Source organism: Sphingopyxis sp. 2PD, assembly GCF_005503695.1.
Taxonomy (GTDB): Bacteria; Pseudomonadota; Alphaproteobacteria; order Sphingomonadales; family Sphingomonadaceae; genus Sphingopyxis.
On sequence record NZ_SCMU01000031.1, the window covers coordinates 15499 to 37784 of the forward strand.

Annotated in this window: 28 protein-coding genes and 1 tRNA gene; 12 read left to right on the plus strand and 17 right to left on the minus strand. The window is 64.9% G+C overall.

Features of this window, described 5'->3' with window-relative positions; all coding sequences use genetic code 11:
• Nucleotides 1–256 precede the first annotated feature (256 nt).
• Nucleotides 257–484 (minus strand): hypothetical protein, encoded by a 228-nt coding sequence (locus FFS18_RS15235; RefSeq protein WP_137871489.1) that lies wholly within the window; start codon nucleotides 482–484, stop codon nucleotides 257–259.
• 50 nt (nucleotides 485–534) lie between these two features.
• Nucleotides 535–846, minus strand: coding sequence for a hypothetical protein (locus tag FFS18_RS15240; protein WP_212743059.1), 312 nt, complete (start codon nucleotides 844–846; stop codon nucleotides 535–537).
• Between the two features lie 58 nt (nucleotides 847–904).
• On the opposite strand from FFS18_RS15240, the gene FFS18_RS15245 reads away from it, so the two are divergent.
• The 5 genes from FFS18_RS15245 to FFS18_RS17845 are packed head-to-tail and all read left to right on the plus strand — an operon-like array spanning nucleotide 905 to nucleotide 2239.
• Nucleotides 905–1093 carry a hypothetical protein gene (locus tag FFS18_RS15245; RefSeq protein ID WP_137871491.1) on the plus strand — a complete coding sequence of 63 codons (189 nt, stop codon included), beginning with the start codon at nucleotides 905–907 and terminating at the stop codon, nucleotides 1091–1093.
• Nucleotides 1094–1097: 4 nt separating this feature from the next.
• Nucleotides 1098–1424 (plus strand): hypothetical protein, encoded by a 327-nt coding sequence (locus FFS18_RS15250; protein WP_137871492.1) that lies wholly within the window; start codon nucleotides 1098–1100, stop codon nucleotides 1422–1424.
• A 1-nt stretch (nucleotide 1425) separates the two neighbouring features.
• Nucleotides 1426–1692 (plus strand): hypothetical protein, encoded by a 267-nt coding sequence (locus FFS18_RS15255; RefSeq protein ID WP_137871493.1) that lies wholly within the window; start codon nucleotides 1426–1428, stop codon nucleotides 1690–1692.
• A complete protein-coding gene (locus tag FFS18_RS17765) occupies nucleotides 1689–2120 on the plus strand; it encodes a thermonuclease family protein (protein ID WP_137871494.1) in 432 nt (143 codons plus the stop codon). The genes FFS18_RS15255 and FFS18_RS17765 overlap by 4 nt, the downstream gene beginning before the upstream one ends.
• Nucleotides 2117–2239, plus strand: coding sequence for a hypothetical protein (locus tag FFS18_RS17845; RefSeq protein ID WP_283214417.1), 123 nt, complete (start codon nucleotides 2117–2119; stop codon nucleotides 2237–2239). Before FFS18_RS17765 ends, FFS18_RS17845 begins: the two co-directional genes overlap by 4 nt.
• An 86-nt stretch (nucleotides 2240–2325) precedes the next feature.
• Here FFS18_RS17845 and FFS18_RS15265 read toward each other — a convergent pair whose 3' ends face one another.
• A complete protein-coding gene (locus FFS18_RS15265) occupies nucleotides 2326–2943 on the minus strand; it encodes a hypothetical protein (protein ID WP_212743060.1) in 618 nt (205 codons plus the stop codon).
• 89 nt (nucleotides 2944–3032) lie between these two features.
• A complete protein-coding gene (locus tag FFS18_RS15270; protein WP_137871496.1) occupies nucleotides 3033–5816 on the minus strand; it encodes a hypothetical protein in 2784 nt (927 codons plus the stop codon).
• Between FFS18_RS15270 and FFS18_RS15275 the strand changes: the two genes are divergently transcribed.
• A complete protein-coding gene (locus FFS18_RS15275) occupies nucleotides 5811–6512 on the plus strand; it encodes a hypothetical protein (protein WP_137871497.1) in 702 nt (233 codons plus the stop codon). The genes FFS18_RS15270 and FFS18_RS15275 overlap by 6 nt on opposite strands.
• Before the next feature lie 927 nt (nucleotides 6513–7439).
• Entirely contained in the window at nucleotides 7440–7619 is a 180-nt protein-coding gene (locus FFS18_RS15280; protein WP_137871498.1) for a hypothetical protein, read from the plus strand.
• A gap of 291 nt (nucleotides 7620–7910) precedes the next feature.
• Here FFS18_RS15280 and FFS18_RS15285 read toward each other — a convergent pair.
• From FFS18_RS15285 to FFS18_RS15300, 4 genes are all read right to left on the minus strand, one after another.
• Nucleotides 7911–7987 (minus strand) — tRNA-Arg (locus FFS18_RS15285).
• Nucleotides 7988–8035: 48 nt separating this feature from the next.
• The gene (locus FFS18_RS15290; protein ID WP_137871499.1) at nucleotides 8036–8509 is read right to left on the minus strand and encodes a DUF1178 family protein; all 474 of its coding nucleotides are present in this window, start codon (nucleotides 8507–8509) and stop codon (nucleotides 8036–8038) included.
• Between the two features lie 2 nt (nucleotides 8510–8511).
• The gene (grxC, locus tag FFS18_RS15295) at nucleotides 8512–8772 is read right to left on the minus strand and encodes a glutaredoxin 3 (protein WP_137871500.1); all 261 of its coding nucleotides are present in this window, start codon (nucleotides 8770–8772) and stop codon (nucleotides 8512–8514) included.
• A 3-nt stretch (nucleotides 8773–8775) separates the two neighbouring features.
• The gene (locus FFS18_RS15300; protein ID WP_137871501.1) at nucleotides 8776–9639 is read right to left on the minus strand and encodes a ComF family protein; all 864 of its coding nucleotides are present in this window, start codon (nucleotides 9637–9639) and stop codon (nucleotides 8776–8778) included.
• 102 nt (nucleotides 9640–9741) lie between these two features.
• Here FFS18_RS15300 and FFS18_RS15305 point away from each other — a divergent pair, with 102 nt between their 5' ends.
• Nucleotides 9742–10533: a methyltransferase domain-containing protein gene (locus tag FFS18_RS15305; RefSeq protein WP_249340428.1), complete on the plus strand. Its 792-nt coding sequence runs from the start codon at nucleotides 9742–9744 to the stop codon at nucleotides 10531–10533.
• Here the strand turns inward: FFS18_RS15305 and FFS18_RS15310 are convergent.
• Nucleotides 10530–10958 carry a (deoxy)nucleoside triphosphate pyrophosphohydrolase gene (locus FFS18_RS15310; RefSeq protein ID WP_171005334.1) on the minus strand — a complete coding sequence of 143 codons (429 nt, stop codon included), beginning with the start codon at nucleotides 10956–10958 and terminating at the stop codon, nucleotides 10530–10532. The two genes, FFS18_RS15305 and FFS18_RS15310, sit on opposite strands and share 4 nt — an antisense overlap.
• 65 nt (nucleotides 10959–11023) lie before the next feature.
• On the opposite strand from FFS18_RS15310, the gene FFS18_RS15315 reads away from it, so the two are divergent.
• Both FFS18_RS15315 and FFS18_RS15320 read left to right on the plus strand, forming a co-directional pair.
• Nucleotides 11024–11194 carry a Flp family type IVb pilin gene (locus tag FFS18_RS15315; protein ID WP_120217082.1) on the plus strand — a complete coding sequence of 57 codons (171 nt, stop codon included), beginning with the start codon at nucleotides 11024–11026 and terminating at the stop codon, nucleotides 11192–11194.
• 147 nt (nucleotides 11195–11341) lie between these two features.
• Nucleotides 11342–11509 carry a Flp family type IVb pilin gene (locus tag FFS18_RS15320; RefSeq protein WP_137871502.1) on the plus strand — a complete coding sequence of 56 codons (168 nt, stop codon included), beginning with the start codon at nucleotides 11342–11344 and terminating at the stop codon, nucleotides 11507–11509.
• A gap of 58 nt (nucleotides 11510–11567) precedes the next feature.
• Here the strand turns inward: FFS18_RS15320 and FFS18_RS15325 are convergent, their stop codons facing one another.
• The 4 genes from FFS18_RS15325 to FFS18_RS15340 form a co-directional block, all read right to left on the minus strand.
• Nucleotides 11568–13079, minus strand: coding sequence for a M48 family metalloprotease (locus FFS18_RS15325; protein ID WP_137871503.1), 1512 nt, complete (start codon nucleotides 13077–13079; stop codon nucleotides 11568–11570).
• A 149-nt stretch (nucleotides 13080–13228) separates the two neighbouring features.
• The gene (locus FFS18_RS15330; protein WP_137871504.1) at nucleotides 13229–14176 is read right to left on the minus strand and encodes an acetyl-CoA carboxylase carboxyltransferase subunit alpha; all 948 of its coding nucleotides are present in this window, start codon (nucleotides 14174–14176) and stop codon (nucleotides 13229–13231) included.
• A 10-nt stretch (nucleotides 14177–14186) separates the two neighbouring features.
• Complete coding sequence (locus FFS18_RS15335; RefSeq protein ID WP_137871512.1) at nucleotides 14187–15116, minus strand: tyrosine recombinase; 930 nt, start codon at nucleotides 15114–15116, stop codon at nucleotides 14187–14189.
• A 25-nt stretch (nucleotides 15117–15141) separates the two neighbouring features.
• A complete protein-coding gene (locus FFS18_RS15340) occupies nucleotides 15142–16956 on the minus strand; it encodes a hypothetical protein (RefSeq protein ID WP_137871505.1) in 1815 nt (604 codons plus the stop codon).
• 126 nt (nucleotides 16957–17082) lie between these two features.
• Between FFS18_RS15340 and FFS18_RS15345 the strand changes: the two genes are divergently transcribed.
• Nucleotides 17083–17673 carry a shikimate kinase gene (locus tag FFS18_RS15345; RefSeq protein WP_137871506.1) on the plus strand — a complete coding sequence of 197 codons (591 nt, stop codon included), beginning with the start codon at nucleotides 17083–17085 and terminating at the stop codon, nucleotides 17671–17673.
• Entirely contained in the window at nucleotides 17661–18764 is a 1104-nt protein-coding gene (gene aroB, locus FFS18_RS15350; RefSeq protein ID WP_137871507.1) for a 3-dehydroquinate synthase, read from the plus strand. The genes FFS18_RS15345 and aroB overlap by 13 nt, the downstream gene beginning before the upstream one ends.
• 142 nt (nucleotides 18765–18906) lie before the next feature.
• On the opposite strand, the gene FFS18_RS15355 is transcribed toward aroB, so the two are convergent.
• From FFS18_RS15355 to FFS18_RS15370, 4 genes are all read right to left on the minus strand, one after another.
• Entirely contained in the window at nucleotides 18907–20781 is a 1875-nt protein-coding gene (locus FFS18_RS15355) for a monovalent cation:proton antiporter-2 (CPA2) family protein (protein WP_137871508.1), read from the minus strand.
• Entirely contained in the window at nucleotides 20778–21206 is a 429-nt protein-coding gene (locus FFS18_RS15360; RefSeq protein WP_137871509.1) for an iron-sulfur cluster assembly scaffold protein, read from the minus strand. The genes FFS18_RS15355 and FFS18_RS15360 overlap by 4 nt, the downstream gene beginning before the upstream one ends.
• Complete coding sequence (locus tag FFS18_RS15365) at nucleotides 21203–21733, minus strand: CvpA family protein (RefSeq protein WP_137871510.1); 531 nt, start codon at nucleotides 21731–21733, stop codon at nucleotides 21203–21205. Before FFS18_RS15365 ends, FFS18_RS15360 begins: the two co-directional genes overlap by 4 nt.
• A 10-nt stretch (nucleotides 21734–21743) precedes the next feature.
• A partial coding sequence (locus FFS18_RS15370; protein WP_283214418.1) for a magnesium chelatase domain-containing protein occupies nucleotides 21744–22286 on the minus strand: 543 nt, incomplete at its 5' end.

Here is a 22286-nt window from a genome sequence, read left to right on the forward strand (position 1 = left end):
GACGCGGTGGCAGGAAACGACCGATTGCGGACATTTCAAATCAGATGAGCAATTAGCACTGTTGCAAGAATAGCGAATATGCCGACGAACGACCACTTCACCTGTCGTTCGATCATCGGCGTCCATTTGCTGCCGAGATCATTTTTCGCCACTCGAAGACGCTAACGATTAGCTTGTCCGCTATCCACCCCATTCCAGTCGCTCGCGGCCGATTTGGAGCGAGTGACCGGAAACGACCGATTTCGGATAATCCGATCTATGCGGAGCCGCTCGCAATTTCGCGTTTAGCTGCAGCAGCCGCCATCAAGATGCGTTCAACGATAGCGTCAAACTCGTCCTTGCCGATCGGATCGAGCGAATCGTAGTTAGAGACGCTTTCCGGCCACCAGCCGTGTTCCTCTCCAGACAAATGCAGTTGCCGTGCGGCGGCTTCCACCTCTTCGTCGGTGGGCCGATCACTATCTGTAATGCGGAGCGAAGACATTCTCGAGGTCTATCAAACCTGACGTCCGCTTCCCACCCCATTTCGGACATTCACCGCCGCCGCCGCAACTGCCTCTTCCATTCGCTGATATCCGGCATCGGCAATTGTCGCGTGTGATCGACGTTGACCAATTCCAGGGTGGCGATCGTCCGCTTCCGTTTGGCATAATAGCATTGAAGGCAGCGCATCCGCTTGCGCACGGCGGGTAGCTTGTCGTTCCAACCCTTCCGCTCGAACAGCCACCACAGTGCATGCGGATCGAAGATGCCCACGTTCCCGCATTGGCACGACACCTTCACGGTGTGATGCCGACAGGCAACGTCGAACAGGTCGCTGATCGGGTTAACTAGCTCTCTTGCCATCGCCGACGAACGAGAACAAAATTGGAACATCGATGCAAGCGATTCGGAAGAGCGAGCGATGACGACGGTGGATATGCGGGGACATAACGGCCCCTCGGATTTGGACAGGGTGGCTGATTATCTCGACCGGCGCGCCGACCGCTTCCTTGCCTATGCGGCCAAAACCGGCAATCCTGACGCACGAACGAGGGCGAGCGCTTTGCAGGTCGAGGCCGGGAATATCCGGGCTGGACTGATTGAGGATTGAGCCAATGGAAACGAACGACTCCCGCCTTGCGATGTTCGGCCAGGACACGCTGGAACCCGAGGTGAGGCAGGCTGCGCTGACGGCTGCTCAAACGGTGCTCGCCCGCGAAGGCGTGACCGCGCATGACGCCGTCAAAGCCTATGCGGTCGATCTTCTGTTGGCCGAGGGATTGAACGAGACCGAGCGCACCGACGCGCATTTTCGCGAACATGGCGCCAGATTACAGGCTGCCGAGGCGTATTGCCTTGCGAGGGAGGCCGCCGAGGCGGAAATCGCACTGCACGATAACGACGGCGCGCGCTTCGCGGTGCTATTCTCGGTGGCCGACTGACATGCGCCGGATCGATCGCCGAGACTTGAAGGACAGCTTCTACATCAAGATCAAGACAATGCGCCAAGGTCGTCATGGCCGCGGGCGTCACCCGATCCCGGAGTTGAAAGACGACCATGCGGCGGGCCAGCTCGCCGCAACGCTGGTCGATATCGTCGATGGCAATAGCCGAATGGTGATCAGCACCGACGAAAGGCCGAACAGCCATGGTGTCTGCGGGCGCTGGGGCATCGATGAACCTTGGCCCGAAGGGTGCGAGCCGAAATGATCGCCGCGCTCATCCTTGCCGCGTCTGTCGTTCCTGCGGGTCAGTCGTTCGATTGCACCCCAACCGCGGTATGGGACGGCGATGGGCCTATTTGGTGTGCTGAAGGGCCGCATATTCGACTATCGGGCATCGCAGCGCGGGAAATGGACGGAACGTGCAGCCCTGGGCATCCTTGCCCAGCCGCTGACGCTATCGCCGCGCGCGATCACTTGGTGACATTGCTGGGCAAGCGCGGCGGCGTTCGCCCGACCGGGCACATTTCGGTCACCGGCCCAACGATGCGCTGCCGATCAGCGGGCGGCGCGGGCGGCAAGCGCACCGCTGCATTTTGCATCTCGCCGCGATCTGGCGACATATCCTGCGCGATGGTCAGGGATGGCTATGCCGCGCGGTGGGACCGGTACTGGCAGGGACATCGCTGCCCGTGATCAAGGATCCGAAATGGCGAGACAAGGCGCTTGCGATCGAATTTTGGATCGCCACGCTCGTCGTCGGGGGAGCGTTTGTCGCTGGAATTGTCGGCGGCGCGCAAAGTCTGTTCGAATAGAATCGTTTCATCGAAACTTCACAGAATGGCCGTAACTGCGCGGCAACCCCGCCACGATCGCGACCCATCGCGGCGGGGCCAATCTGTCATCGCCGCCCTAACTGCTGTTCGATCAGCCCCTGCAACGACGCCTGCGCTTCCCGCATGATGGCCGGGACGTCGACGCGCGCCGCGCGCGACGTTCGCCGAATGCCGACGAATGCGACGATCGTCTCGGCTGCGATCTGTCCTTTCCGCAGACCGCCATCCTTGCGCAGCGATTTAGCCGAGCGCGACTTGCCCGAGGCGCTTAGACTCGCCCCTTTAACGACAAGCAACGGGTGGCCGCTCGGCGTCATAACGAAGACGAGCGGCCCAATTTTCGTTGCCAGCCCTAGCTTCGTATAATTGTCGGGCGTGATGCTCCGCCTGCCGACGCGCGCCGGGATGTCATCGGTGGGGATCCAGAGCCAACGACCCCGGCGCGGAGCGATGTCGGCGCCGGAAGTATAGGCCTCGATTGCGCCGACGGTGCGGTCGGACTGGCTGCGGATATGTACCCAGCCCGAGGCCGACCAGCCAACACCCTGGCTGCGCACGGCGCCGCGCTTTTCGAGGTCGCTGCCGCTGCCCACGGCGTTGCCCAGGCGGCCGAGACCAGCGCTGCGCATTTCCGTCTGCACCTTCGCGCGGGCTCTGCTCGCCGCAATATGGGTGGCGTTCAATGCCGCGGCCTGAAGCCGTGACACGGTTTCGCGCTCGAAATTGTCGAACGCGGACCGCGGCGGCATGCGGAGCTCGACTTTCACCCGGCTCATAGGAAAGGCACCGAAGCGAAGCCGCGGCTATCGACCGCGCCACCACCGCTCACTCTCGCGAGCGCGGCCATACCCCTAAGCAGGTCTTGGGTCTGCTGCTGGATCGCCCCGACAACAGGCGCATTGTCCGCGGCGCCGGTCGCCCGTCCGCTCGAGCTGAACGGGCTGTCGCGATTTTCGGCGATCGACACGATGTTCTTTTCCGCATCAATCCGCTGCTTCGTGAGCTGCGTGATCTCGTCGAGCAGGTTGAAGTACGGCGTCTGCGATCCGCTGAACTGGCGCTGGATTTCGAGTAGATACTGCGCCGCTTCGGCATAGGCATCATACGCGCTGCGATCACCCGCCATCACCCGGGCCTTGAGCGGGTCATAGACGCCCTGCGCCGCCGAGAGACGGTCGCGCAGGCTGCGGCCATTGTCACCGATGGTCAGGTCGTCGAACAGCGATTGCAGGCTGCTGGTGACGCGCTTCGACGCTTCCTCGATCGCCTTGGCCCGCTCGAGGCCATACAGGGCTTCGAGGTCGGCATATTCTTCCACGCTGGCCCCCGCTTCCGCGAAGATGCCCTTGAGCCGCATGAACTCCTTGTCGAGCGTGTCGAGCGCGGCGCCGACCGGATCTCGATATTCCTTGAGCCGGGTGAAGACCGATTCGAAGTCGAGCGCCTTCTGAAGCGCGCTGTCGATGTCCTTGCCCTGCTGCAAAAGGCGCTGTGTCGAGGCGCGAAGGCCGGTGATCACCCCGTCCTTGATGAGGTCCATCGTCGCGGCCCTCACCGCGCCTTCATAATCGTCGTCGAAGTCCAGGCCGCCCTGGCTCTTTTTCAACCGCCCCCGGCCCGTCGTATCGACATGCCAGCTGTCACCGCTGCGGCCGATCGATACCGAGCCGCGCGAGGCGTCATAGGTGCCGCCGAGCGCCTGCGCGATCTGCGCGAGGGTGTCGATGGTTGCGCTCGCGGCCTGATTGCCTGCCTTGATCGCGGAGTTGCTGTTGCCGCCGGTGCCGGTGATCGCAAGATTGCCATCTGCGCCGCCACCGATGGTCGCGAATCCGCGCGGCGTCTTTTTCAGCAACCCGCCGACGACGCTGCCGAGCAATCCGCCCGCGATGCTGCCGAGCGGCCCAGCGAATTGCCCCAACTTGCCGAGTGATTTGCCGAGCGCATCCCCGGCAATCTTGCCCAAGGCGCCACCGATCGCCGAACCGGTCGCGCTCCCCTTTTGGCCAAAGACCAAGCTCGAAGCCGTCTGACCGATGAACATGCCTTCGGCTGCCGAGCGAGCGAGTTCCTTCAGGCTCTTCGCGCTGGCGGCCAATGCCTCTTGAGCTTGACGCTGCTCTGAGCGGTTCGTCTTGCCACCGCGATCTCCGCTGACCACGATGTCGCCGGTCGGGTCATTGGCCAATGTCTTGTTGACGGCAGATTTCACTTCGGAACCGACACTGTTCAACAGCTTGCCGCTTCCGAGCAGATTATCGTTAGCCGCGCCGCGGAAGGCCATCGATGCCGCCGAAACGGTGTTGGCAAGATCGATCAACGCGGTGCTGGCGCGCGTGGCATTGCCAACGAAATTGTCGGTCGCGATGTCGATCGGCCGCTTACCCTTGATCTCATCCTCGAGCCGAGCGAACAGGTTCCCGAACAAATTATCGGTGAGCCGGCGGGCAATGATCTCATTGACCTGGCTGCGAAGGTTGCCGACCAGCCCCTTGAGTGAAGCGCGGGCATCATCGGGCAGCCCGGCGATCGATTGCTCGATGCTCGATCGGGCGCGGTCGAGTTCCTGCAATTTCGCGCCGACCGACCGAACCGACCGGTCCATTCGTTCCTGCACCCGGGCATTCTCGCGCAGCTGCTGGAACTGCTTGCACATCAGGTCCAGCTTTTCCTTGCTGATGTTCCGTCCGCGCAGTTCGGCTTCCAGCTGCTCGACGGTCTGCACCCGCAATTGACGCATCAGATCCTGCTGGAAACTGAGCAGGTCGGCCTCATCCTCCCGACCGCTCAGCAGTAGGCGCTGAATTTGCAGTTCCTGGTTCATGTCGGCGATCCGATCGGTCACCGGCCGTTGACGGAAGTCAGGCAGAATGCGCTTCTGGGCGTCTTCGATCGCCGCCTTCGTCTCCTCGAGCCTTTTGCGGTTGGCGTCCGTCAGCTTTTTGCCGGCCAGCTGGGCAGTCACCTCTTTCATGGTGGCTTCGAGCTCACGAGCCGCCGCGTCGGCGCGCGCGATGTCACGGGGCGCCTCGCCGAACTGCTCGCGCAATCGCGTCACGGATTCCGCGGTCTGGGCGATCGCGTTGTTCAGCTGCTCGGCTTCCCGGCGCGCCTTGTCGGCCCCGCTGCTGCCGCTGGACCGGGGTGTGCGCGTCCGGTTGGGCTTCACGAGCAGATTGCGATCCCCGGCCGTGGCCTGCCCGTTGAGCAGCCGATCAGCGGAGTCAAAGACCTTCAGGTTTTCCAGCTCAAGACCAAGATTGGCGACGGACGTGGCGGCTGCGGTAAATTCGTCATCGGTCAATCGGCCGACCCGCCGCAGCTGTTCAAGCTGATCGATCGCCTTTTTCGAGGTGATCTCACCGGACAGCACCTGCTGCGAAATCACGTCTCGGCCATCGCGCGTGCGCCGCTGGATATTGATGCCGCCGCCGAAACCGCCGTCGAGGATGAGTTTCCGATCCTGAATGGCCGTTACGCCGCGGCGGGCTTCGGCAAGCCTGCCCTGCGCCTGTACCTTGGCAACGAGCAACTGCGCCTGCGCGAGCCCTTGCAACGCGGCGTTCTGATTGTTGATCTTGCCGGTGGTCAGGTCGATGACGCCGCCAAGGATGCTTTGCGCCTCGTTGAGCTTGAAGCTGGAAAACTCGACGTTCTGAAGCGCCTCGTCGGTGGCGAACAGCCCCGAGGTGAAGGTCGCGAGCACTCCGACGCCAAGGCCGACGGCGATACCCCACGGCCCCGACAAGAAGCTCGCAAATTGCCCGATCCGGTTTGCCGTCTTGTTCGTCGAGCCCTCGAGGCCGCTGAGTGCGAAGGCCATTTGCGGCAACTGCTGGGCAAAGACGACGCCGGCGCGCTGGCCGCTGTAGAGCGAGACCGCGATGTCCTGAAGCTGCTGGCCCGCGCCGATCGAGGCTTGCCGCAGTGCGCCCTGCGATGCGGCGAGGCGCCCATTCGCGGTCGCGGCCTGCTGCGCCTCATTCGCGAACCTCCCCGACGAAACCGAAGCGCGATCGATCTCGACCTGAAGCTTTTCATAGGCCGCAGCGTTCCGCGCCAGGCTGCGCGCCTTTTCTTCGGCTGCGACGGCCTCGGCGCGCGCGGCAGCGACGAAGTTGCGCGTTTCGGTCGTCAGATCCCCGCTCGACCGGGCTGCCGCTTCTGCCGCTTGAGCGAGTTGCCGGGTCGCGACGGCGGCCGCTTGTGCATCCGCTGCAGCTTGCCGCATCCCTGCTGTGTCGAGGTTTAGGCCACCGGCAGCGTTCCGCGGCATGGTGAGCGCCGCCGAGACGGTGCGGCGGATCTCGGCCATGTCGGCATCGAACCGGCGTTTGACGTTATCGCTTGCCTGGAACGCGCTGCGCTCGAAATCGCGAAAGCCGCCCGAGCCGCTGTCATATTCAGCGCGGATGAATGCTGGAAAAGCTAAGCCCTGTGCCACTGATCGGCCCCTTATGTCGGGGCGGCAATTCGTTCGGATTATGTTTTTGCGCTGTAGGGGGCAGCGGTTGATTATGTCCGGTGATTATAGCCTTAACTCAGCTGTGGGCCAAGAAAAATAGCCCCGACAGCGCGCAAACTGCGGCCCCGCGACGTATGTGGCTGGGCCCACTAATCGTTCGCTGGGGGCAACTCGTGCCAAAGGTTTTGACGCCCCTATGCGTTTCTGCATATACCTGACGCACAACGGCGCGTCCCCGGTTGGAATGGAAACGCGCCGTTGCTCACATGCCCTTGTGGAAGGGGCCAGGTGGATCGCGCAACCTTTTGGCGAGGCAGACGCGCGAACCGGTACATCGGGCGGTTGATCGGCTGATCAGCCGCCTCTTGTTTTTCAGAGACGTCCGTGGGGTGCTCCCTGGTAAGTCCCTACAGCTATACTGAAGCACTGACCTTCCGGCGCAAGACGGTAAATGACGCTTTAGAGACTCGGCTCGTCGATAATTTGATTCGTCTCGTCGCTCGCGCCGTTTAGGAGAAACGCATTTTCAATGCGTTATCGGCGTTCGGTGGGATGAATCGATATATTGGCGATGGCCGCTGTTCATGGTGCAACGCCGCCCGTTGGGCTCGCAGAATTGCGGGGACCGTGACAAATTGGCCACTCAAGCTATGCGGTGCCATTCCAATAGCTCGTCGGCGACAGGCCGATTCGGGTTGCAGTGGGAGGTGAGCAGTGACCCAGCGTGCATTGGTAGGCCAGGACGACATCACGCGGGCGCTCAAAGCCTGCAAACGAGCCGGTTACGAAAAGGCGCGCGTCCATATCAACCTGCGCGAGCAGACGATCGACATTTTGCTTGGCGAGGATGCTCAACCAATGGCGCCCTTCAACAATCCTTGGGACGAGGAATAGTCGCCATGCTCGCCACACAAACCGACCTCGACCGCCGGCTGTCCGAACGGATCGAGCGCCGATAGCCTGTTCCAATTGATGAGGAGCTGGACTTCGGCCCAGAGCCAACCGACGAGGAAATCCGAGCTGCCCGCCGCCTGCATCGCGGAGGGAGATGATCAGTCGACCATGTTGCATCGGTGTTGCATCGACTGGCCAAAAGTCACGCAAACTCAGCAAAAATCGTTGAAACTCCGTGACACATAATGCGGCACACAATCGAGCGGAATATTCCTTAAGCCATTGAAAACATGGTGCACCCGACTGGATTCGAACCAGTGGCCCCCAGATTAGGAATCTGATGCTCTATCCTGCTGAGCTACGGGTGCGCCGCGGTTCGTGTAGCGGCGCGAGGCGCGCAGCGTCAATTGGCGTGGCTAATTAACCGCGTCGGGCGGGGCGATGGGTACCAGGAGCGGCATCGCCGCGATCCCGTCGTCACGCAGCGCCTGCGCCTCCTCGGGTGAGGCCTGGCCATGGATCAGGTCGTCGGGCGCGCGGCCTTCGTGCATCGCGCGGGCCGCATCGGCAAAATCGCGTCCGACCCAGCGCGATTGCGGCAGCATCTCGGCCTGTTTCGCCGCAATTTCGGCGACGATCTTGCGTACCAGCTCGGGCGATATCTCGTTTGACGCCGCGCTATCGGTTGGCGGCGTTGGCGCCGGTACGATCAGCTGGTTCGACTTGGCGCCGATCCGCGGCGCCATCACCGCCTTTTCGATACGGACGTCGCCGCAGACCGGGCAAGCGATCAGGTCGCGCGCGCGCTGTTCGGCGAAGCTGTCGCTGCTCGCGAACCAGGCCTCGAACCGGTGATCGCCGGCGGCGCAGCAAAGGTCAAAGACGATCAAGGTCAGGCGAGGCCGAGCAGCGGATCCAGCCCGCCGCGCGCGTCGAGCGCCGCCATATCGTCGCTGCCGCCGATATGTTTCCCGTCGATGAAAATCTGCGGCACGGTGCGCGCGCCACCGGCACGTTCGACCATGGCGTCGAACCCGGCGCGGTCCATCGTCACGTCGATCTCCTGATACTCCGCGCCCTTGCGATCGAGCAGCGCTTTCGCGCGCGAGCAATAGGGGCAGAGGAATTTGGTGAAAACTTCGATCTTGGCCATGACCTATCCTGTCATCATCTGGTCCGACATATCGGAATCCAACGAAGCAAAGTCAAATATGTTGCTCGTCATCAGCGCCTCGGGAACAACGCGCGCCCAGGTCAGCGCCGAGACACGCGCCGCGCCGCTGCGCCGCAGCACCTTGGCCGCGGCGCGCAGCGTCGCGCCGCTGGCGTGGACGTCGTCGACCAGGATGAGGTGGCGCCCCGCAGCACGCACTTTGGCATCAGCGGCCAACGCGAACGCTCCGGCAACGATCCGCTCACGCTCGCGCCGCCCCTTGCCGCGCAGCGATGCGGTCGATTTGACGCGATGCAGCAGGTGATGGTCGCGCGGCGCGCCGCTTGTGCGGGCCAGTTCATCGGCGACCAGCGCGGCCTGGTTGAAACCGCGCGACCATAGCCGCCAGCGGTGCAGCGGCACGGGTATGATCAGCATGTTTGCGGTATCGCCGAGCGCCGCCAGTCGCCGCGCCATCAGCCGCGCCATCAACCGCGCATGGCCGGTGCGCCGCCCATATTTCAGACGCAGGGCAACGGTGCGGGCGACCGGGCCATAAGCAACGACGGCAGGTGCGCCATCAAAGGGCGGCGGGCTGGCGAGGCAGGCACCGCAGGCGATCGGCCCGCCGGGCAGCGCCGCTGGCAACGGGATCGAGCAATGCGAACAAGCGGGTCCATCGAGAAATTCGAGCGACGCCCAGCAGGTCAGACAAAATTGCCGGTCGTCGCCGACGATCACGCCGCATCCGGGGCAGCGCGGCGGCAGCGCATAATCGACGATCGCGCGCGCCGCGCTTCGCAAGGCGCGGGACAATGGCCCGGACGGCGCCTGTTTTTCTTCGACATCCCCGGTCGTCGTGGTCATCCGCCGCTTGTGAAGCATGGCCGGGGACGGCACAAGCGGCGGATGTCGCAGCCTCCCCGCCCGCTTTTTTCCGCCGCCCGTCACCGCGCCCAGCGCGATCGCATGGCACGCTTGCCCGCGTCCGCCAATTTCCTCGCCCCGATCATCGCGGAAACCTTGCTCGACCGGCTGACGATGGTGACCCGCAACTTTCCGCGCGTCCTGCTCATCGGTGCGCACGATCCCGCGCTCGCCGATCGACTCCGCGGCATCTGCACGGAATTGACGATCATCGAAGCGGGACCGCGGCTGGCGGCAGCCAGCGGCGCGATCATTGTCGAGGCCGACGCGCTCGACCTGCCCTTTGCCAGCTTCGACCTGATCGTCTGGCCGGGCGGCCTCGACAGCGTCAACGACGTACCCGGCGCGCTGCTCCGCCTGCGCGCCCTGCTCGCGCCCGACGGCTTGCTGCTCGGTGCGTTCGTGGGCGACGGCAGCCTGCCGCGGCTTCGCCGTGCAATGATGGTCGACGCGGTGCGCCCGATCGCTCGGATGCACCCCCAGATCGATCTCGCCGCGATGGGCAATCTGCTCCAGCGCGTCGGCTTTGCCTTGCCCGTGGTCGATGTCGAGGCGCTCACTGTGCGGTATGGCGACTGGTTCGCGCTGGCCCGCGACCTGCGCGCGGTCGGGCTCACGAGCCGCCTTGCGCCGACCCCGCCGCCGCTGACGCGCGCCGAGGCAGCGCAGATCGCCGCCGCCTTCGCCGCGCAAGCCGACCCCGACGGTCGCGTCGCCGAAAGCCTGCGTATCGTCCATTTCAGCGGGTGGGCGCCGCATCCCGATCAACCGCAGCCCGCGCGGCGCGGCAGCGGCACCGCTTCGCTGACCGAAGCGCTGAAGCCGAAGGGCTAAACGAGCGCTTCCAGCAGGCCGATCAACGGCTTGTCGGCCGGCGGCATCGCCAGTCCGTGTAGTTCGACCGGACGCACCCAGCGCAGCGCGCTCGCATGGTGCGCAACCGGGGTGCCGCGCCATTTGCGGCAGACATAGAGCAGCAACAACAGATGCCGGTCGCCCAGCATATCGCTGGCGAAACAGGCGGGGGCCAGACAGGCCTGTTCGACATCAATGCCCAGTTCCTCGGCCAACTCGCGGATCAGCGCCTGTTCGGGCGTTTCGCCGGGTTCGACCTTGCCGCCGGGAAACTCCCACAATCCGGCCATCGACAGACCCTCTGGGCGCTGCTGGACGAGCAGGCGGCCGTCGCGATCGACGAGCGCCGCGGCGACCACGACCAGGTCATTTTTTGGCGGTTTTCCGGGGCTGGCGACGGACAAATTGTTAACCTTCCTGTGCGATCATCGGCATCCTCGGGAACTACACTTCAAGCAGGGGTGGAACAATGCGCAACCTTTACAGGCTGATGCGGTCGACCAGGGCCGCTACAGCCGTCGAATATGGGCTGATACTGGCCCTCATCTTCATCGCCGCCGTCGGCGCCGTCGGAAATGTCGCGAACAGTACGGGCCTCATGTGGAACAACGTCTCCACCGCGGCCCAGACCAATATGTAGCGCCGCGGCGACTGTCCCTTTTCTGGACTTGCGACCGATCCTTTTCGCCGTCAGCCATTAAGATTTTCAAAACCTATTCGTCCTAAACCAGCCACTGTTGACCCAGACCAGACCGTCAACAGGGTAAGTGAAATCAGGAGACCAGTCATGAAGTTCATCAAGAAATTCGTTCGCGATACCAAAGCCGCAACCGCCATCGAATATGGCCTGATCGCGGCCCTGATCGCCGTCGCCGGCATCACCGCGATGGGCGCCGTTGGTAACAGCGTCAGCGGCACCTTCAACAAGGTGAACACCAACCTGACCACGCCGTAATAGCGCGATCAAACAAACAGAAAGGGGCGGTGGAAACACCGCCCCTTTTTTTGCTTGATCAACGGCTGGCGTAAACGACGATTTTCACCTTTTGCCCCGGCGTCAGCCGGCTCGACGCGGTCAGGCGGTTGAGCACCTGGAACCGTTCGGCCTGATAATTGCTGTACGCCATGCGCCGCGCCAGGCTGGCCATCGTGTCGCCGCGCCCCACCGTCACCACGTCGATCCGCCGCGGCTTGATCGCCGTCGCTTCGGCCGCGCTCAGGCGCCGGACGCTGTTGAACATCGAATTGAACACCCCCGTCCCGCCCGCCTTGGTCAACGTGACGAAGTGAAAGGCGCTGCTGCGCGAAAATTCATAGGCAAAGATGGTGACGTCGATCTGCCCCGACTGGCTGGCGACGCGCGCGGTCGAGTAAGAGGCGGGGATGCCGTTGACGGTGGTGCGCTGAACTGCGCTCGGGGTGATCGCGGTGTTGCCCGCCACCGATTTGAACGCCGCGGCGATATAGGCATTCATGTCGCCGCTGTACGGGCCGGTGGTAAATTGCGCCTGACCGCCATTGCCGCTGACCGTGACGGCGGTGGTGCCATTCTGCATCCCGTAACCGCCCGGCACCGCAAAACGCAGCCGGAGGTCGGGGTGGAGAAATTCATTGCCCTCGACGACGCCCTGCGCCGGATCGTCGCCGTACAGCACATTATCGACCGCCGCCAGAAACGCATCGGCATTGCGGGTTCCGCCGGTGCCGCCGACGCGGCTCGCCAGCGTCTGGGCGTTGCGGACGCGCGAGGCGGGGTCTGGGTGGGTGCTCGCCCATGCGGGCAGCGAGCGCGCATCGCCGCCGGACAGCCGCGCGTCGAGGTTGGTCTGGTTGGCAAGGCTGGCGAGCATCGTCGACAGCGCGAGCGGATCATAGCCCGCGCTGCGCAAATATTGAACGCCCAGCTGGTCAGCCTGCATTTCCTGACTGCGCGAAAAGCCCAGGGTCGCGAGCTGCGCGACCTGCATCGCGTTGTTCTGGAGCAAGCCGCCGAGCCCGCCGAGCACGCCGCCACTGTCGCCGATCGCACCCCCAAGCACCGCGCCGAGGACACCGAGGATCTGATTGCGCGTCGCCGCCGACTGACGCTTCTTGCTGTGCTGCGCCGCGACATGGCCGACTTCATGCCCCAGCACCCCGGCAAGCTCGGCCTCGTCGTTCATCAGCGCCATCAGCTGGCGAGTGACATAGACATAGCCGCCCGGGATCGCGAACGCGTTGTTCACCGGCGAATTGAGCAGGGTGATGGTAAAGTCGCTGCGCGCGTTCGACAGCCCTGATTGCAGTGCAATATTCTGACCGACGCGGACGACATAAGCGGTCTGCGGTCCGCTATATGCACCGCCGAATTCCGCCATCAGTTGCGGATGCGCCTCGTCGCCCTGCTTGCGTTCGGACGGCGTGATATTGGTCGCGGTCTTGATCGCCTTGAGCTGGGCGTCGGCGGCTCCGGTAAGGGCGAGGCTGCCGAGCGCCGCGGTCGCTGCGAGTTTGACGGCAAGGCCGGTCTTCTTCCTTCGGGTCATCGATGTGCCTCCCACAAGCTATGCATTTATCAGGGCATATTCCCTATTCGCGGCGAGACAAGCCGTTGTCGAAAGCGGCCTGGTGTGCGTCAGGAGCCCTGTCTTGACGGTGAACGCAAATCGCGACGGTCGGGTTCCGTCGCCCGGCTTCAGCCGCGACCCATGGCAAGGAATTTCTCCTCGCGCGCCGCGAGGATCGCATCGCGCGGCAGCCCCGACAGGCCGTCGAGTTCCTGCGCGATGGCATCGCCCAGCGAAGCAATCGCCACGTCGGGCGCGCGATGCGCGCCCCCAACCGGTTCGGCGACGATGCGGTCGATGATCTTCAGGCCCAGCAGATCCTGCGCCGACATTTTCATCGCGGCGGCGGCATCGGCGGCCTTGTCCGATGTGCGCCACAGGATCGACGCACAGCCTTCGGGCGAGATCACCGAATAGACGGCATGTTCGAACATCAGCACGCGGTTCGCCGCGGCGAGCGCGATCGCGCCGCCCGAGCCGCCCTCGCCGACGATCGCCGCGACCATCGGCACGCCCAGCGCCAGGCATTGTTCGGTCGAGCGCGCGATCGCTTCGGCCTGGCCGCGTTCTTCGGCCTGGATGCCCGGAAAGGCACCCGACGTATCGACCAGCGTCACCACCGGCAGGCCGAACCGGTCGGCGAGCTGCATCAGGCGGATCGCCTTGCGATAGCCCTCGGGCTTGGCCATCCCGAAATTATGCTTCATCCGCGACGGAATATCGTCGCCCTTTTCATGGCCGATGACCATCACGCGGCGACCGCGAAAGCGGGCGAGCCCGCCCAAAATCGCCTGATCATCGCCAAAATTGCGATCGCCGGCGAGCGGCATCCAGTCGTCGAACAGCCCCGCGACATAATGTTTGAAATGCGGGCGATCGGGGTGACGCGCGACCTGCGTCTTTTGCCAGGGCGTCAGCTTCGCATAAATATCACGCAGCAATTTCGAGGATTTATCCTCCAGCCGCGCGATGTCATTGTCGATGTTGAGCGTGGGGTCGTCCCCCATGTCGCGCAGTTCGGCAATCTGCCGATCGAGCGCGGCGACCTGTTTTTCGAAGTCCAGAAAGGCTGTCATCGTCGGATCGCTAAGCCGATGGCGCCCCAACGTCAACGTCTGCTGATCCCTGCCCCGCGTCCATATGCGCGAGCGGATGGCGACGGTTGACCAGTTCGACCAGCCGGCGGCTGTCGACATGGGTATAGATTTCGGTCGTCGCGATATCGGCATGGCCCAGCATCAGTTGCAGCGCGCGCAGATCAGCGCCGCCTTCGAGCAAATGGGTGGCAAAGGCGTGGCGCAGGACGTGCGGGCTGACCGCGGTCGGATCGATCCCCGCCCTACCCGCAAGGTCGCGCAGCATCTGGAACAGCCGGACGCGCGACACATGGCTTTTTCCCGACGGAAACAGCCAGGGCGATGCGTCGGCGAGCAGCGGAAGCCAGCGGTCGAGCGCACTGCGGGCGCGATCCGACAGCGGCACCAGCCGCTCCTTGTCGCCCTTCCCCCTGACGATCAGAAATTCGCGCTCGCCGCCGATCGCGCGGCGCGGCAGCGTCACCAGCTCGCTCGCGCGGAGCCCCGATCCGTAGAGAAGTTCGAGCAGCAGCAGCATGCGGACCGCTGCGGCGGGCGGTGCATCGCCAGCCGCTTCCGCCTCGGCCTGCGCAAACAATTGTTCGACATGCGCGTGGGTCAGGATGCGCGGCAGCGCGCGGCGCGTTGCGGGGCGCGCAATGTCGAGCGCGGGATTGTCGGCCCGGTCGCCCTCACCCTGCAGAAAGGCAAAAAACTGGCGCAGGGCCGACAGCTTGCGCGCGGCGCTGCTCGCCGCAAGCGACTGATAATCGGCCATCAACTGGCGCAACGCCGCGACATCGGCACCGGCGAGCGGGCCTTTGACCCGTTCTGCCGCCTGTTCCAGATCGCGGCGATATGCGACCAGCGTGTTGCGCGAAGCACCGCGCTCGGCCGCCATCATCTCCAGAAAGCGGTCGATCGCGGCGCCGTCAGACATGGTCGAACCGGTCACGCTGGCCGGTTCAGACACGCACCAGCGCTTCGGCGGCGATCATCCGCGCTTCGGACGCCAGCCCGACCTCGCGCAGCGCGCGGACGATATAATAGAGATGATAGGGCGGGACTTTCGACCATTCGCCCTGCATCCCCGCTGCGGCGAGCAGGGCGACCATGCCGGGTTCGCGGCGTTCGGCCGCCGCCATGATCGCGCGCGACCAGCGCGTCTGCTTACCCAGATCGACCTCGAGGTCGCTCGCTGCCGACGCCGCGGCACCGGCATCGATCCGCCCAAGCCCTGCGAGCCCCGCGAGCAGGAATTTCGACCGGAGATAGTCGGCGCTGTCGTCATTGCCCGAAAATTGTCCAACCGTTCCCGCCGTCGTGCCATTGAGTGGCCGCGGCGATCCGACCGCGAGTACGCCCCAGGCGCGGCTGCCCACGGTGACTGTCGGCACCCACGCGATCGCATTGGCGTCATAGCCGCCCGCGAGCATTGATCCCAACAGCTGCCACGGATCGTCGCCGATTTCTGTGTTCACCGGCAACGCTGCGGCAGCGCGCGCGGTCGACACCATTGCGGCGTAGCGCTGCACCGGTGTGCTGCCAGCGGCCCAGATCGCCTCCATCGCTGCATAACGATCGGCGCGGCGTGCCGAGCCGAAGGCCGCGCGGAGCTGGTCGGTTTGCGCCGCGAGCGCTTCGGACGGCTCCTCTTCCCCCGCCGCAGCGCTCAGCAACGACACATAGGCATCGCTCGACAGGACGCCGCGCGCAGCGGCTTCGGGCGCAGCGGCGATGCGGCTCGCCATGTCGGTCATCGGCGCAAGCACCGTCCAGCCCTTCATATTCGCAGGCGCGGCAGTGCGCAGCGCCTCGGGAACGGGAACCGCGGTCGCCGTCGCCATGCCGAACCGCCAGCTGGTCAACCGATCGACATTGTCCCATTCGATCGTTGTCGACCGGCGTCCGCTGCCCGTCGCGCCGAGCACGCGCTCGGCAAGCAATATGTCAAAATTGGAAATCCTGCCGCTCGACCGCACGCGACCGATCGCCCAGCCCGCCGGCCCCGCCTCGCCCGACAGGCCCGAACAGATTGCCGACGCCAGCCGCCACGCCTGCTCGTCGCCATGCGCCAGTCCCGCGGGAACATAGGCGCACAGGCCCGCCGGATCGGCATTGGCCAGATAAGTCTGCTGCGCGGCGGCGACCAGTCGCGGGCTCGCGCGGTCGTAATCGACCGACTGGACGATCCAGCGTGCCGCAATCGATTCGCCCATTCGCAAAAGCAACGAAGCCCGGTCGGCGGCAAGGTCGGCGCCGTTGATCGTTGCGGGCGTATCGATGGCCGAGACGAGCGAACGGCGCAGCAATATCTGGCCCCAGCGCGACGCGAGTTGGCCGCTCGTCCGCCGCATGATCGCGGCGGCATATTGACCCCGCACCCCGAACGCATCGGGACCGAGCCCACCGGTTTCGGGCGTCAGCGGCCCGATGCGGGTGAGCAGCCGCCGCGCCCCCGGGGGCAGGTCATATTTCAGCGTGCCGGGCTCAACCGTTTCGTCATCGACATCGTCTTCGTCGGCGTCATCGGTCGCCCCGGCGGTGTCGGTCGAACCGACGGTCGGGGTGACCGGCGGCGGGGTCGTGCCGTTTTTCGGTACCGATGTCGGCGCGGGGGTTTGCGACGGCGTTGGCGTGGGGCGCGGCGCGGGGGTGTCGGCTGGGTTGCCGAAACCTTCGGGCAGCAGCGATTCCTGTGCGATCGCGGGCAACACCAGCGCCGCGGCGAGCGCGGAGCCCGACAGGCCCAAGGTCAGCGTCAGCAATTTCTTCGTCATTGCGCCGCGCTTTCGCCAATCTTGTCGGCCACGTCCACCTCTATCGTTCACGCCCGCGCGATCGGGCTTGCACTATCGCCGAAAACCGTTGTTCCGCGCGTAGCGGGCGGTATAGCCGCGCGCACCATGTCGCGAAACCCGAAAAGCCCGGCACCAAACAGCTCCAGCGCGATCCCCGCCGCAATTCGCGAGCGCTCGATCGTGCTCGTCGGGTTGATGGGGTCAGGAAAATCGACCGTCGGCCGCCGTCTGGCGGGGCGGCTCGGGATGCGGTTCGCCGACGCCGACGACGAAATCGAACGCGCCGCCGACATGACGATCGCTGACATTTTCGAACGCTTTGGCGAAGCGCATTTCCGCGACGGCGAGCGGCGCGTAATCGCGCGCATGCTGGCGGGAAAACCGATGGTGCTGGCAACCGGCGGCGGCGCGTTCATCAACCCCGAAACACGCGCGCTGATCCTCCGGGACAGCCTGTGCATCTGGCTCGACGCCGACATCCCGACACTGGTCGAGCGCGTCGGGCGCCGCAGCCATCGTCCGCTGCTCAAGAACCGTGACCCCGGCGAGGTGCTGCGCGAACTGGCCGCGGTCCGCAATCCCATCTATGCCGAAGCGCATCTGCGCGTCAGTTCGGCGAGCACGCCGCACGACCAGACGGTCCGCGCGATTTTGCAAGCCCTGTCGAAGTGGGAAGATCCGCAATGGAACAGCTGACCGTAGAACTTGGCGCGCGCAGCTATCCGGTGCTGATCGGCGACGGGCTGATCCGCGAGATCGGCGCGCATGTTGCTCCGCTGCTCAAACGCCCGCGGACGATGATCGTCACCGACACCCATGTCGCCGACCACTATCTTGTACCGCTCGGCACCGCGCTGGCGATGGAGAATATCTCCTTTTCGTCCTTCGTCCTCGACCCCGGTGAAGCCACCAAAAGCTGGGCGGGGCTCGCGCGGCTGACCGAATGGCTGATCGGCGAAGGTGTCGAGCGCAGCGACCATGTCATAGCACTCGGCGGCGGGGTGATCGGCGATCTCGTCGGCTTTGCGTGCAGCATCGTCAAACGCGGCTGCCACTTCATTCAAGTCCCGACCACCCTGTTGGCGCAGGTTGACAGCAGCGTCGGCGGCAAGACCGCGATCAATGTTGCGGCAGGCAAGAACATGATCGGCGCTTTTCATCAACCCGCGCTGGTCGTGATCGACCCCGCCACGCTCGACACGCTGCCGCGCCGCGATCTCGCCGCAGGCTATGCCGAGGTGGTCAAATATGGCCTGATCGACGACGCGGATTTCTTTGCCTGGTGCGAGGTGAACGGCGACGCGCTGCTCGCAGGCGACGGTGCCGCGCGGCACAAGGCGATCGCCCACAGTGTCGCCACAAAAGCCCGTATCGTCGCCGCCGACGAGCGCGAGACGCAGGATATTCGCGCCTTGCTCAACCTCGGCCACAGCTTTGGCCACGCGCTCGAAGCCGAGACCGGCTATTCCGACCGGCTACTCCACGGTGAGGCCGTCGCCGCGGGCATGGCGCTGGCGCATCGTTTCTCGGCAGCGCAAGGCCTGTGTCCGGCCGCCGACGCCGAACGGGTCGCAGCGCACCTGGCCGCAGTCGGGCTGCCGCATGACCTCGCCAGCGCCGGGATTGACGCCACCGGTGCGACGCTGACCGCCCATATGGCGCATGACAAGAAAGTGCGCGGCGGCAAACTGCCGCTGATCCTGAGCCGCGGCATCGGGCAGAGCTTTGTTACCGACGCCTACGGACTGGATGCGGTGGCGGCGTTTCTGGACCGGCAGAACGGTTAGATTTCACACCCCCCAAGGTCCGTTTGCCCTGAGCTTGTCGAAGGGTCGTTCTTTCTTCTTTACGCCGGAAAGAGAGCAGAACGGTGCTTCGACAAGCTCAGCACAAACGGGGGTTGGGCGAAAACCACACGAGCGACGAAACCTACCCACCCGTCTCGCCTGCCTCTTTCGCCAGCTTCGCGGCGTTCCGCCGTTCGCGCAGCGTTTCCAGCACGCTCGCCGCTTGCCGTCCGCCGCCGGCGATGAACCGGTGATCCATCCCCGCCGTCAGATCGCCTTCGCTCATCTGCGCGCGCAGACGCTCCGCATCGAGGTGTCGCAGCGCCTGTTCGACGTCGGCGATCTCGTCGGCACCGACATCGATCTGCTGCAGCGCCAGCAGCCCCAGCGCGATCGAGCTTTCAAAGGTTTCGCGCACCGCACCGTCGACCCCGGCGCCGTCGATCGCCATCAGCTGGCGGCGGTCGAACACGCGGGTCAGGATCTTCGCATTCGGGAACGCCTTGACGATCGGCGCCAGCACCGCCGCGTCAAAACTGCGGTCGTCGGTGCAGAAAATGATCAGCCGCGCCTGATCGGCATCGGCGCGGCGCAGCACGTCGATGCGCAGTCCATCGCCGTAATAGACCTTGGTGTTGTAGCGCCCCGACGTCTCGATCTGGCTGGCCTTTTTGTCGATCAGCGTCACCGAACAATCGACCGCGTGCAGCATCTGCGTCACGATCTGGCCGAACCGACCGTAACCGACGACGATCGCGGATCCGCGCGGTGCATGTTCGGGGTCATCGAGCTCAGCCGCGACGCTATCGGGGGCAAATTCCAGATTGCGCGCGAACAGCATCAGGAACGGGGTCGAAATCATCGACAGCGTCACGACGGCACTGAACAGGCTCGCCGCCTCAGGGGCGATCAGCTGGGCTTCGGTCGCCTGGGTGAACAGCAGAAAGCCGAATTCGCCGCCCTGGCTGAGCAGCAGGCCAAGCCCGAGCGCGACGCTCCACGGCTTGCCGAACAGGCGGACGAGGACGGTCAGCACCGCGACCTTCACTGCGACCAGCCCGGCGGCCAGCGCCACGACGCGCAGCGGATCGTCGCGAATGACATTGAGGTCGAGCACCATCCCGACTGCGAGGAAAAACAATCCGAGCAGCACGAGGCGAAAAGGTTCGATATCGGCCTCGATCTCGTGCCGGTACGGCGAATCCGCAAGCATCACCCCGGCGATAAAGGCGCCGAGCGCAGTCGACAGGTGCATGCTGTGCATGAAAGCGGCGCTGGCCAGCACGACGAGCAGCCCGACGACGACGAACAGTTCTCGCTCACCGTAACGGCCGATGATCCGCAGCAGCGGGTTGAGGACAAAGCGTCCGACTACGACGAGGACGATGATGGCGACGACGGTGTAAAGCGCCATCTGCCACCCCGGCGGCGCCGAAGGGTCGGCGGGCGCGCGCGACAGCACCGCTATGATCGTGATCATCGGCACGATCGCGAGATCCTGGAACAGCAGGATCGAAAAAGCCTTTTCGCCAAAGGGCGAATTGATCCGCCCCGAACTTTTCAGGCTAGGCAGCACCTGCGCGGTCGACGACAAAGCCAGCGGCAGCCCGAGCGCCAGCGCCGCCTGCCAACTGAACCCGAGCGTCACCATGATCAGGCCAGACAGGATTACACCGGTGATGGCCACCTGCGCCAGCCCCAGCCCGAAAATCGCGCGGCGCATATCCCACAAGCGGCGAGGATGCAGTTCGAGCCCGACGAGAAAGAGCAGAAAGGCGATGCCGATTTCGGCAAAGGCAAGCTTCGATTCACCGCCGCCGACCAAGCCTAGGCCGTAGGGGCCGACCAGCGAACCCGCGATCAGATAGCCGAGCACTGCGCCCAGCCCCAAACGACGGAAAAGCAGCACGAACAAAGTCGCAACGCCCAGCAAGATTGCGCCCTCGATCAGCGCGGTATCGACAACCCTTTCGGCCGCCACTTCGGTTGCCACCGCGCTGAGCGCGAGCAGGTTCATACCCGCGCGCCTTGTTTTTCGAGCGCCAATATCGCGGCGTCGAACGGCAGCAGGATCGCGCCCTGCCGCGCGGGATAGTCACGCGCCGGGGCGAGCAGGTCGAATCCGGGCCAGTCAGGCGTGTTGCCGCTGCCGGCAAACCAGCTGGCGATCGCATCGCGTGCGGCGCGAATCTCGTCGCCACTGCGCCCCGGCGCGTGCCGCGCCAGCAGCGTCGCCGCAGCCTGCCCCAGCGCGCAGGCTTCGACGTGCATGCCGATGGCGGTCACCCGCCCATGGTCGTCGGCGTCAAGATCGAGCAGGATGCGGCTCCCGCACAGCGGCGCCCGCGCCGTCGCGTGATACCCCGCATCGGGTTTGGGAAGGTGGTCGGAGGTCGCCACCGCCAGCGCCAAAATATCGCGATTGTAGAGCGGCGCGCTCATGACGTTGTCGCTTCGGCTTCGCGCGCCGCGGCGCGGCGTTCGGCGATCACCTTGCTCAGCGCCGCGCTCGTCGCGTTGAGCGCGGGATAGGTGCGGCTTTCGGTCATCCACACCGGGCGCTGCGCGTTGCCATAGCCAATGTCGTACAGCAGCGTCACCACCATGAAGCCGAGCGCCGCGATCATCAGCCCCTTCACCGCGCCGAAGCCGGCGCCGAGGCCGCGGTCAAAACCGCCGACGAGCGACGCGCGGCTGCGCTGTCCCATCGCGCGCGATCCCCATTTCGCAAAGGCGAACACGCCGCCGAACAGCAGCACGAACGCCAGCATCGCGGCGCCGCCATCGCTGCCGACCCAGCCGGTGAGCAGATCGGTCGTGACAGGATGGAAAAACCGCACCGCCGCGATCGCCAGAACCCAGGCAAGCAACGATGTCACTTCCTGCACCAGGCCGCGCGAAAAACCGAGTACCGCGCTGCCGCCGACGAGCGTCAGTACGAGTATGTCCAGAGCTGTCAGACTTCCCATTCAAGGGTGGCTAGTCGCGACCGAGCATCAGGTCAACGAGTTCGCCGAGCCGGTCGAAACCGGTCACCGCTATTCCGCCGACGGCCTTCAGCCCCTTTGGCCCCCAAGCGCGCGAAAAACCGAGCTTTGCCGCTTCGCGCAGCCGCAGCCCATCGTGCGAAACCTGCCGCACCTCACCCGACAGCGACAATTCGCCGAACACGATGGCGTCGGCAGGGACGGGTCGCTCGCTGAAGGCCGAGATCAGTGCCGCCGCGACCGCCAGGTCGGCCGCGGGGTCGGTCAGGCGATAACCGCCCGCGATGTTGAGATAAACTTCGGCGCCGCCCAGCTGGAGCCCGCAGCGCGCCTCGAGCACCGCGAGCACCATTGCGAGGCGCCCGCTGTCCCAGCCGACGACGGCGCGGCGCGGCGTCGCGCCACTCGCCAGCCGCACGGTCAGCGCCTGCACCTCGACCAGCACCGGGCGTGTACCCTCCAATGCCGGAAACACCACCGACCCCGGTACGTCGCGGCTGCGGTCGGTCAGGAACAGGCTCGACGGGTTTGCCAC